This is a genomic window from Thauera aromatica (assembly GCF_023093595.1).
In the GTDB taxonomy this organism is placed as follows: Bacteria; Pseudomonadota; Gammaproteobacteria; order Burkholderiales; family Rhodocyclaceae; genus Thauera; species Thauera aromatica_A.
In genome coordinates this window covers 1-2,150 of record NZ_JALLIK010000041.1, presented here as the reverse complement: position 1 = coordinate 2,150, position 2,150 = coordinate 1, and the positions used below count along the sequence as shown (strand labels likewise).

Annotated in this window: 5 protein-coding genes; 4 read left to right on the top strand and 1 reads right to left on the bottom strand. The window is 60.9% G+C overall.

Going from position 1 to position 2,150, the window contains the following annotated elements:
- Positions 1-137: 137 nt before the first annotated feature.
- From MXC99_RS00480 to MXC99_RS00465, 4 genes are read left to right on the top strand one after another with little or no spacing between them, the layout of a single operon-like run.
- Complete coding sequence (locus MXC99_RS00480) at positions 138-479, top strand: hypothetical protein (protein WP_247723682.1); 342 nt, start codon at positions 138-140, stop codon at positions 477-479.
- Positions 476-673, top strand: a complete 198-nt coding sequence (locus MXC99_RS00475) for a hypothetical protein (RefSeq protein WP_003290953.1) — start codon at positions 476-478, stop codon at positions 671-673. The genes MXC99_RS00480 and MXC99_RS00475 overlap by 4 nt, the downstream gene beginning before the upstream one ends.
- Before the next feature lies 1 nt (position 674).
- Positions 675-857, top strand: a complete 183-nt coding sequence (locus MXC99_RS00470; protein ID WP_247723681.1) for a hypothetical protein — start codon at positions 675-677, stop codon at positions 855-857.
- A gap of 4 nt (positions 858-861) precedes the next feature.
- Positions 862-1,083, top strand: a complete 222-nt coding sequence (locus MXC99_RS00465; protein ID WP_247723680.1) for a hypothetical protein — start codon at positions 862-864, stop codon at positions 1,081-1,083.
- A 418-nt stretch (positions 1,084-1,501) separates the two neighbouring features.
- Here the strand turns inward: MXC99_RS00465 and MXC99_RS00460 are convergent, their stop codons facing one another.
- Positions 1,502-2,014, bottom strand: coding sequence for a hypothetical protein (locus MXC99_RS00460; protein ID WP_247723679.1), 513 nt, complete (start codon positions 2,012-2,014; stop codon positions 1,502-1,504).
- Positions 2,015-2,150: the final 136 nt, after the last annotated feature.

Genomic DNA, 2,150 nt, shown 5'->3' with positions numbered 1-2,150 from the left:
TTTATGGTCGGTGCCGCGCATCGGAACAATTGGAGTGGTAATGCAGATCGTATTATAACGTCCGGGAAAGCCTCGCCGTTGCTCGGATCTGGCTAAATCAACAGCCTGCTAACCCGAACGGACGCCCGCGCGGCATCGTGGACAAGCGCACCCGCGTGACGCAAGCGCTGATGGACGACGCGCCGAAGATTGCCCGTGTGGTCATCGACGCTGCGCTTGCCGGTGACGTGCAAGCTGCCGGGCTGGTGCTGTCGCGCGTCGCTCCTGCCTTGCGTGCGCAGACCGAGCGTGTGGAGTTTGATTTCGACGCCACCGCACCCGTCGCCCAGCAGGTTGAGGCCGTGCTTCAAGCAATCGCTGGCGGCAAGGTCGCGCCCGATGTGGGCAAACAGATTATCGAAGCAATCGGTGCGCTCAGTGCCGTCCGCGCAGTGGACGAACTGGAGAAACGCCTACAAGCCTTGGAGGACAAGCAATGAGCTACACGACCCCTTATGCGTGGTTGAAACCTCGCAGCGCTGCGCAGATCGCGCAGGAGAAGCAGGAACTGGAAGGCGATAAGCGCCTGATCGTCACCACATGCTACGAGGCGATTCTTAACAGCGACGAACCATCTGTCCGCTGGCAAGCCGCCCGTCTGCTTCAACGTATTGGCCCACTGGAGGATCACTGACATGCGCAACATGCACACCGACCCGCGCGAGAACGCGCCAGTCAGCACGCCCGCAACACCCGACGAGGTGAAGCTCATTCACCAGCGCCGCATTGAGGCACAAGCAGACCGGCAAACCATGTCCGACTTGAACCTGCTACGCGCGGTCAAGCTGGGGCAGGCGTTGCGCGAACTGAAGGAGTAACCACATGGCCGACACGCGGGGCATGCTGGCACGGTTGCGCAAGCTGGAGCGCTCGCGCGGTGCAGGTGAAGAAATGCGCGAGTGGATCAGCGAGAACTTCGGCGCTGCCATTGCGGACGGTCGCATGTGCCCCGTTGATGGCCCTGTGGTGCGGTATTGCGTGTTGAACTGGATCGACGACGGCACCGCACGCGCTGGGACTGCTGGCTGGGGCTTGCTGCGATGAAACCGAGCAACGCTGCTTACCGCCCTGATCGTCGTCAGTGGTAGGCGGTGCCCGGGTTAAGAAGGCCGGGCCGAGGTCAAGCACACCGACCCTCGTTAATCGATCGGGTGCAGCAGCGGGATGGGGCCACTCTTACCTGTCTGACGCTGCCTTCAAGCCCCTGCCGGTGCCCATGACCTGCGGGGGCTTGTCGTTTGTGCGGCTGCGCGAGCGCTGCGGGCGGCTGGGGGCGACGATCACCACACTGCCGCCGCTAGGGTACTGGCGAGCATGGCACGCGGCCTGTAGCGGCGCGCATGCCAGCGGGCAAGGAACAGCAAACACGGAGTTTGGCGGGCTTGCCCGCTAACCGATTGCTGGTGCTGTGGTTAGGTCGGCAGCACCCGCAAGGCATAAGCCCAGCGTAACCCTGGGCTGCTTACTCGTCCTGTTCAGGATCTACCTGCGGCTTCGACTTCGGTTGAGCTTTTGCAGGAGTGACAGCAACAATTGCCTTGCTTGCCAAGTCCTTCACCTGCTCCGCGAAGCCGGGCACGGCCTTCATAGCCTGCTTTACCACATCCGATGAGGCCAATTCATGCCAAGGGCTTCCGTGACTATCTGTCTCCACCAAACGGAGTGGCAGTTCGTCAAGGCGTGTCAGAGCGGACGTAAGCAGCTTGGCCTCCATGTCCTTGTCGAATCGCGCCGCCTCACGGCGGAACCCTTCATAGGCACGCGAGATTGATGCTTTGAATGCGTAGTCTTCGGCAAGCCGAAAACGCTGCCCGATCTGCTTAGTTGCGAGCCATGCAAACCACACTGGAGCGGCGACCGACAACACAGATAGCATCAGGTTGAGAACGATCACCGAAGTGGATGCATTCGGAACCTTGAAGAGTTCTGAAAGGGTATGCAGCTGACCTGAGCCGAAATAGCTGCCAGCGGCCAAGGCCCCGACTAGTCCGGCAACCCAGAATGAGGTGCCCTACGTTTTCCGTCTTCCAACCGGTCGTCTTCATGCTGCCATTTCTTGCTGATCCTGTCGTGCGATCCAGTTCTGCAGGAACGTGGTCGGCGACAGATAT

Coding starts and splice junctions, on each gene's coding strand:
- MXC99_RS00475 (WP_003290953.1), top strand. CDS start 476: ATGAGCTACACGACCCCTTATGCGTGGTTGAAACCTCGCAGCGCTGCG.
- MXC99_RS00470 (WP_247723681.1), top strand. CDS start 675: ATGCGCAACATGCACACCGACCCGCGCGAGAACGCGCCAGTCAGCACG.
- MXC99_RS00465 (WP_247723680.1), top strand. CDS start 862: ATGGCCGACACGCGGGGCATGCTGGCACGGTTGCGCAAGCTGGAGCGC.